The organism is Ilumatobacter nonamiensis YM16-303 (assembly GCF_000350145.1).
GTDB lineage: Bacteria > Actinomycetota > Acidimicrobiia > Acidimicrobiales > Ilumatobacteraceae > Ilumatobacter_A > Ilumatobacter_A nonamiensis.
Window position 1 is genome coordinate 1 of the sequence record NZ_BAOL01000160.1, and the last position, 8,074, is coordinate 8,074.

The window sequence follows — 8,074 nt, forward strand, 5'->3', positions numbered from 1 at the left end:
GCGCACGGAGCGCCGGAACTGTTCACGAGTTGCTAGTCGGCGGTGGCGAGGGTGGTGCGGATGTCGCGGAGGTCGAAAGCGGCCACGGGGCCGATGACGATCGTGGCCGGGGACTCGATGTCGGCGTGGCCCAGATCGGCGAGGTCGCAGCGGACGACGTCCTCGTGATCGGTCGTGGCGGAACGGATCGCGGCAACGGGGGTGTCGGCTGCCGAACCGCCGGCGATCAACTCCGCGGCGATCGAGCCGCGATGGGTCACGCCCATCAGGACGACGATCGTGCCACCGACCTTGGCGAGTGAACGCCAGTCGATGTCGGGCTCGCCGGGACGACGATGACCGGTGACGACGGTGAACGCCGCCGCGACACCGCGGTGGGTGACCGGCACGCCAGCCGCAGCGGGAGCGGCGATCGACGAGGTGATTCCCGGGACGATCTCGTACTCGACGCCGGCCTCACGCAGCGCGAGCGCTTCTTCGCCGCCGCGCCCGAAGACGAACGGATCGCCGCCTTTCAGCCGCACGACCCGCAGGTCCTGCTGGCCGAGTTCGACGAGCAGCGTGCAGATCATCTCCTGCGGGATCGGCCGACCGACCCGCTTGCCGACGTCGATCCGCTCGACGTGGTCGGGGATCAACGCCATCACGCCGTCACCGACGAGTGCGTCGTGGACGACGATGTCGGCCTCCGCGAGAAGGCGTGCCGCCTTCATCGTCAACAGGTCGGGGTCGCCCGGACCGGCTCCGACGAGCGCGACGGTCATGCCGACGCGCCCTCGGCCTCGCGGGCCTGCTTCCGAGCCCGCTGTGCCCGGCGGGAATTGTCGGCGGGAAGCATCGCTTCGAGCTCCGACCATTCCTGCTGCACGGCCCAGTCGCCGAAGCTGACGTCGCCCTCCGAGGTGGCGCTGAACCGTTCGAGGAGCGGGCGCAGCAACTCGGGGATGTCGGTGAGCGGGACGTCCGCACGCAGGCACTTCGCGAGCCGGTCGCCGGCGGGGGAACCTCCGACGAACACGTCGTACCCCTTCTTCGACCGTCCGACGATGCCGAGCTCGGCGTTGTACGGACGCGAGCATCCGTTCGGGCAGCCGGTCATGTTCAACCGCAACGGCAGATCGGTGTTGCCCGTGTCGGCCAACACCTTCTCGAGCTGGTCGACGACGTCGGGCAGCACCCGTTCGGCCTCGCCGAGCGCCTTTGCGCAGGTCGGCAGCGCGACGCACGAGATCGCGATGTTGCGTGTCGGGCTCTGATCGGAGGCGAGTGGAACGCCGTTCGCGTGGAGCAGGTTCTCGACCGTCTCGACCCGGCGCTCGTCGATGCCGACCAGGAGCAGGTCCTGCCGAGCCGTGACCCGCAGCTCGCTCACGAGCCCATCGGCGATCAGGCGACGCAGCGCCCACCGCAGCCCACCCGCGACCTTGCCCGACGGCACCGGGAGCCCCAGCGTCTTCGTGGTGCCCTGGTCGGCCTCGATGTCATGCCAGCCGTGGTGTGCTTCGACTTCCCAGTCGGGGAGGGCGACGGGGTCGGCGAGGGTGAGGCCGGTGCGGGACTCGATCTCGGAGCGCAGCCAGTCGATGCCCTTCGCCTCGAGCAGGTACTTGAGGCGGGCGCGGTTGCGGTCGTCCCGGTTGCCGTGGTCGCGCTGCGTCGTGACGATCGCCTCGACGACATCGCCCACGTCGGACGGCGGTACCCATGCCACCGGCTGTGCGAGCAGCGGGTAGGTGTCGTCGGGACGGTTGTGGCTCATGCCCATCCCGCCGCCGGCGAGAACGACGAAGCCGGTCAGCTCGCCGCTCGTCCCCTCGGACAGCGTCGGGACGATGCCGACGTCGTTCGCGTAGATGTCGACGCAGTTGTCGCCGGGCCACCCGATCGCGATCTTGAATTTCCGTGGCAGGTAGGCGTCGCCGTAGATCGGTTCGATGTCGTTGATCGGATCGAGCGCATCGGGGGCGCGATCACGCGGGCGTTCGGCCGACACGGCCTTCTCGCCGTCGACCCACAGCTCCCAGTACGACTCGGTCTGCGGGCGGAATCGGGCGACCATCTCGTCGACGACCGGATCGAGGATCGCGCGGCGTTCGGGATGGGGGAGCGGGCACGCCATCACGTTGCGGACCACGTCGCCGCACGCCCCGAGGGTCGTCAGCAGCGAAGCGTTGATTCCGGCGACCAGCTGTTTCAGTTCGTTCTTGTAGACGACGTGGTACTGCACGCCCTGGCGGGTGGTGAGGCGCAGTTTGTCGTCGGCGAGGGCGGCGACCCGATCGAGCGCTAGCCACTGGTCGGACGTGATGATCCCGCCGGGAACCGAAGCACGCACCATGCACGAGTAGTCGACCGGCAGCTTCTGTTGCGTGCGCGCCCGGCGCACGTCACGGTCGTCCTGCTGATAGATCCCGTGGAACTTCAGCAGCATCTCCGCGTCGTGTTCGAAGTTGTCCTCGTCCCCGTCGAGTTCGGTCCCGATGGTTCCGGCGAGGTACTTGCTCTCGACTTTGATCTGCTCGGCGCTCACGTCGTCTCCTTCGCTGTCGCGTATGGCGTGCTCGGTGCCATCCATTCAATCAATACCTGACAACAATGGTCGGCTTTGTCGGGATTTACCGGGTCGTCGATCGAGAGACTGCCTCTACGCTGGGGTGATGCCGGAGAATATTTCACGAGCTCGCTTCTCGTATCCGGTCTTCCTGGACCTCGATGGCGTTCTCGTGCTCGTCGTCGGCGGAGGTCGGATCGGCGCCCGCAAGGCAGCAGGTCTGATCTCAGCCGGAGCCCGGGTTCGTCTCGTCGCGACCGAGGTGAGCGCCCACGTCGACCGTGACCGGATCGTCGACCTCCGCGAGCATCCCTTCGAGTCGGCCGACCTCGACGAGATCCGTCTCGTGATCACCGCCACCGGGGATCACGACGTCGATCAAGCGATCTCGGCGGCGGCACGCGAGCGGGGGATCTGGACGAACGCCGCAGATCAGCCGGTGGATTGTGAGTTCATCCTCCCAGCGATCACCCGGGTAGGTCGCGTCACCGGAGCGATCAGTACCGACGGGGCCAGCCCGGCCCTCGCCGGTTACCTGCGCGACCGCCTGGCCGAGATCCTCGACGATCGAGTTGCGGAGGTGGCCGACATCCTCGCTTCCGAACGCCGAGCCGTGCAGGAGGCGGGCGGCTCGACCGAGGACATCGACTGGAAGCCACGCCTGCGTGAACTGTTCGACGCGAGCGAGTCGAACCCGAAGTGACCCGTAGGGTTCGACGGTGATGGGCAGGCGGCGTCAACGAGGTGGCGTGGTCGCGGTCGTCGTGACCGCGGCGATCGTCGCGGCCGCCTGTTCCCCCGATGCCGACGTCTCCACCGAGTCCGCGGACACGATCGTCGGCGACGAGTCGACGACGGAACCACCCGTCAGCGATTCGTCCTCGAGCGAGCCGTCGGCGACCGAGGTGTCACCGACCGACACCGACGTGTCGGACTCGGATCCGGACCGACCAGATCTCGAGTCGTTGCTTCCCGACGCCGATGACCTGCCTGCACTGTCGACCCCCGATCCCGACACCCTGACCGGAACGCTCGACAACGGGTTGCGGTACATGGTCCGCGACAACGACAACCCGGGGAGCAAAGCGGAGCTCCGTCTTGCAGTCGACGCGGGTTCGGTGCTCGAGGACGAGTCGCAGCTCGGCGGAGCGCACTTTCTCGAACACATGCTGTTCAACGGGACCGAACGCTTTCCGAAGAACGAGTTGATCGACGAGCTGCGCAGCTTCGGCGCCGGCGGCATCGGTGCCGATGTCAACGCTCGCACGGGCTACGACGAGACCGTGTACCGACTGACCGTGCCCAACGCCGACGAAGTGGTGGAAACCGGCCTCGACATCCTGGAGGAGTGGCTCTCGTTCGCGACGATCGACCCGGCCGACGTCGAGGCCGAGCGCGGAGTCGTTCTCGACGAGTGGCGCTTCCGCAGCCAGACCGCCAACGGTCGAATCGCGCAAGCGACGTCGGGCTTCGTGCTCGAGGACACCCCCTACGACGGCCGTTCGCCGATCGGCGGACGTGAGTCGATCGAGACGATCACCTCGGAGGATCTGCGTCGCTTCTACGACGACTGGTACCGACCCGAACTCACGTCGGTGATCGTGGTCGGTGAGATCGATCCGGAACAGGTGGAGGAATGGATCGTCGAGCGCTTCTCCGACGCCGAATCGCGCGGGAGCGAGCCGGCGCGGCCCGACATCGTGGTGGAACCCGACGGGATGACCCGGGTGGAGGTCGTCGAGGACCCCGAACTCGCCGAAGGGGCGCTCAGCGTGCTGCTGCCTGTCCCGGTCGAGGACGGATCCTCGGCGGAAGCCGATGCCCAGTTGGCGATCCTCGCCGACCTGGCGTTCGACGTCCTCGCAACCCGTCTCGACAACGATGCACTGCGCGACCTGGCGCCGTACGAACGCGCAGGCACCACGGAGCTCTCGATCGTCCGGAATCGCGATGCCCCGGGAATCCGCGTCGAGGTCGACGGCGACGCGGTCGGCGCGTCAACCGAAGCGATCGTCGACGAGTTCGAACGCGTCGAACGGTTCGGGATCTCGCAAGCAGAACTCGACCGGGCGATCGCCGTTCGCCGCCAGTCGGCGGATCGGCTGATCGACGGAAGCGGCTCCCGGCAGGACACGTCCTATGCGTCCGAGTACGAGCGCCACCTGCTCGAGGGTGAGTGGTACGTCACTGCGGAAGAAGAGTTTGCGTTCATCACCGCAGTGCTCGACGCGGCAACCCCGCAGACCGTGGCCGCCGTGTTCACCGACCGGTACACGCGAGCCGGTGCGGAGGTGCTCGTGACCGTGCCGAGCGCCGAGGCCGCAGCGGTCGTTCCGGCGGAGGACTTGGTCGACATCGTCGATCGTGCCGACGACCGGGTACTCGACGCCCGCCCCGACGATGCCGGAATCGCTGACGAGTTCATGGCTCGGCCCGAGCCGGTCGACGAGGTCGACCAGTACGAGATGTCGACGAGGCCCACCCCCTACCTGGCCCCGCTGGTCATCGACTTCGGCAACGGAGTGTCCGTCGCCTTCAACACCACGACCATCGTGGAGGGTCAGATCTGGTTCGAGGCGCGGAGCCCGGGCGGATCCAAGGCCGTCGCCGACGGCGATGTTGCCGACGCCCAGGCCCTGGGCAGTGTGCTGGCAGACAGCGGGCTCGGACCGTTCGATCGGGTGGAGTTGGACACCTTCCTCGACGACCGTGACCTCTCGTTCGAGGCGTTCATCGACGCACCGACCGACTCGCTGTACGGCACCGCGGCGACCGACGACCTCGAGACGCTGATGCAGTTCGTGCATCTGACCATGACCGAACCGCGCGCCGACGGGTCCGCTGTCGACCGCTACGTCGACGACCGGCTTCCGTACGCCGAGGATCCGTCGATCGACGCCGGCTACGCCGAGTACGCCGCGCTGCTCGAGGCCCGGTTCGGCGGCGACGAACGGTACGTGCTGTCCTCGCCGGCTGACCTCGAGAGTGTGGACGCCGAGGGTGTCGACCGCGTTGCGACGGAGCGATTCGGCGATGCCTCGGACTGGTCGTTCGCGTTCAGCGGCGACTTCGATCTCGGCTCGGCGATCGAGCTCGCCCGGTCGTATCTGGGGACCCTTCCGGCCGGCGAGGGCTCGGACGTGATGGACTTCAGTGAGCCGCCGCCCCCGCCAGGCGAGGTGGTCGTCGACGTCGCCGCCGGACAGGGCGAAGCCGCGATCGTCTCGTTCCAGTTCACGTCGTCGGCCACGGCGGATCGTCGGGACGACGTGCTCGCGCGAGTGGTTCGCGAGGTCGTCGACAACCGGCTGAACGATTTCATCCGTGAAGAGCTCGGCGACACCTATTCGCCGTCGGCTTCGATCGACCTCGGTGGCGGCGCGACCCCTACGGTCGAGACGTACATCACCGTGTCGACCGCTCCCGATCTGATCGAAGACGTTTCCGCCGCGGCGCTCGCCCAACTCGATGCGCTCCGCTCGGACGGTCCGTCCGAGCGCGAGTTCGAGAACGCTCGAGCGACGGTCGCCGAGCAACTCAACTTCATCAACAACGCCCAGATCAACGACGAGATCCTCGACCTGTTGGTCGACCCGGACGGCAATGCCTCCTTCGACGACTTCATCGGGCAGGCGGCTCTGGTCGCGGAGATCAGTGCCGACGACGTCCGTGAGGCGATCGTCAGATGGATTCCCGCGTCGGACTACATCGAGATTCGCGTCGCACCCGACGCGTGACGCGTCAGTGGCGCGCGTTGACCGTGCGTTGCGACACCTCGACGAGTTCCCCGCCGCGGATCTCGTAGCTGACCACGTGTTCGACCGCGTGCTGACCGCTCCGGGCTCTGCCCGACACGACGTCGATCCCGGTTCCGTCGACCAGCGGGAGCAGCGCCACGGCGCGGAAGCCCTCGTCGGTTCCCGGAGACGACCGCTTGTCCTCGCGGAGCAGCAGCGACGATTCCCAGATCCACGTGTCGTCGACGCTGACGAACCGGCACTTGTGGCTCGTCCTCGATTTCGACACCATGCCGCCGGGACACACGACCACGTTGCCCTCGACCCACGGGAGCACGGCCAGCCCGTCGCGTCCGAACGCGGTCTCGAACGCCGACGCGATGATCGCATCTTCGTCGCCTCCACCGATCGCCCGCTCGATCTGCACCTGCCGCACGATCTCCGCGACGTCGTGCAGCTCGGACTCGCTCATGTCGCGGATCATCGCGATCAGCGCGTCGGAGAACAGGGCATCGGAATCCATGTCGATCAGTGTGGCAGAGGGGTGTGTCGAAGTGCCTCGATCCGCCCGCGCGATCAGCGCGTCCCGTGCCGCGCGACACATCCCCGTGACCTACTGTCTGGCGTATGCAGACAAAGGCCGCAATTCTCTGGGAAGTCGATTCACCGTGGAGCGTCGAGGACATCGAACTCGACGATCCGAAGGCCGGTGAGGTGCGGGTGAAACTCGCCGCATCGGGGATGTGTCACTCCGACGAACACCTCGTCACCGGTGACCTCCCGTTCGAGCTGCCGATCATCGGTGGCCACGAGGGCGCCGGAGTCGTCACCAAGGTCGGCCCCGACGTGAGCTGGCTCGAGGAAGGCGACCATGTCGTGTTCGGGTTCATCCCCTCCTGCGGACGGTGCCCGAGCTGCTCGACCGGTCACCAGAACCTGTGTGATCTGGGTGCGTTGATGGGCCTGGGGATGCAGGCCAGCGACGGAACGTCACGGCACCACGGCCAGGGCAAGGACCTCGGCCTGATGTGCATGCTCGGGACGTTCGCCCACGACACCGTCGTGAACGAGGCCAGCTGTATCAAGATCGAGAAGGACATTCCCCTCGAGCGCGCATGCCTGCTCGGGTGCGGCGTCGTGACCGGCTGGGGATCCTCGGTGTACGCCGCCGAGGTCAACCCCGGCGACGTCGTCGCCGTGGTCGGCGTCGGTGGGATCGGGGCCAACGCGATCCAGGGCGCCAAGCTCGCCGGTGCGAAGCAGATCTGGGCGATCGATCCGGTCGAGTCGAAGCGCGAGAAGGCGATGGAGTTCGGCGCCACGCACACCGCCGCGTCCATGGCCGAGGCGATGGAGCCACTCGGTGAAGCGTCGTGGGGCACGATGGCGAACAAGGTCGTGCTCACGATGGGCGTCGGTTCCGGCGAGTTGATGGCCGAGGCGCTGGCACTCACGGCCAAGCGCGGTCGTGTCGTCGTCACGAACATCCACCCGGCGATGGAAGCGTCGGCCTCGATGAGCCTGCTCGACCTGACACTCATGGAGAAGCAGGTCGTCGGTTCGTTGTTCGGCTCGGGCAACCCCCGCGCCGACATCCCGAAGCTGCTCAGCCTCTACCGCGAGGGTCAGCTCGACCTCGACGGCCTCGTCACCAAGACCTACACGCTCGACGGGGTGAACGACGGCTACGACGACATGCGCGCCGGCAAGAACATCCGCGGCGTCATGGTCTACGACTGACCTCGCCCATTGCCGTTCTCGTGATCAGTTCCGGCGCTCCGTGCGC

General features: G+C 67.3%; 6 protein-coding genes. 3 read left to right on the forward strand and 3 right to left on the reverse strand.

Annotated elements, in window-relative coordinates:
• Positions 1-32: 32 nt before the first annotated feature.
• Together cobA and ON45_RS14220 are read right to left on the reverse strand one after the other, a co-directional pair.
• Entirely contained in the window at positions 33-764 is a 732-nt protein-coding gene (cobA, locus tag ON45_RS14215) for a uroporphyrinogen-III C-methyltransferase (protein ID WP_040494660.1), read from the reverse strand.
• On the reverse strand, positions 761-2,530 hold the full coding sequence (locus ON45_RS14220) for an NADPH-dependent assimilatory sulfite reductase hemoprotein subunit (RefSeq protein ID WP_040494665.1): 1,770 nt from the start codon (positions 2,528-2,530) through the stop codon (positions 761-763). The genes cobA and ON45_RS14220 overlap by 4 nt, the downstream gene beginning before the upstream one ends.
• 127 nt (positions 2,531-2,657) lie before the next feature.
• Between ON45_RS14220 and ON45_RS14225 the strand changes: the two genes are divergently transcribed.
• Together ON45_RS14225 and ON45_RS14230 are read left to right on the forward strand one after the other, a co-directional pair.
• Positions 2,658-3,254 (forward strand): precorrin-2 dehydrogenase/sirohydrochlorin ferrochelatase family protein, encoded by a 597-nt coding sequence (locus tag ON45_RS14225; protein ID WP_040494661.1) that lies wholly within the window; start codon positions 2,658-2,660, stop codon positions 3,252-3,254.
• 46 nt (positions 3,255-3,300) lie between these two features.
• Positions 3,301-6,288 carry a M16 family metallopeptidase gene (locus tag ON45_RS14230; RefSeq protein WP_040494662.1) on the forward strand — a complete coding sequence of 996 codons (2,988 nt, stop codon included), beginning with the start codon at positions 3,301-3,303 and terminating at the stop codon, positions 6,286-6,288.
• A 4-nt stretch (positions 6,289-6,292) separates the two neighbouring features.
• On the opposite strand, the gene ON45_RS14235 is transcribed toward ON45_RS14230, so the two are convergent.
• Positions 6,293-6,811, reverse strand: coding sequence for a hypothetical protein (locus ON45_RS14235; protein ID WP_040494663.1), 519 nt, complete (start codon positions 6,809-6,811; stop codon positions 6,293-6,295).
• A 104-nt stretch (positions 6,812-6,915) separates the two neighbouring features.
• Here ON45_RS14235 and ON45_RS14240 point away from each other — a divergent pair, with 104 nt between their 5' ends.
• Positions 6,916-8,028, forward strand: coding sequence for an NDMA-dependent alcohol dehydrogenase (locus ON45_RS14240; protein ID WP_040494664.1), 1,113 nt, complete (start codon positions 6,916-6,918; stop codon positions 8,026-8,028).
• Positions 8,029-8,074: the final 46 nt, after the last annotated feature.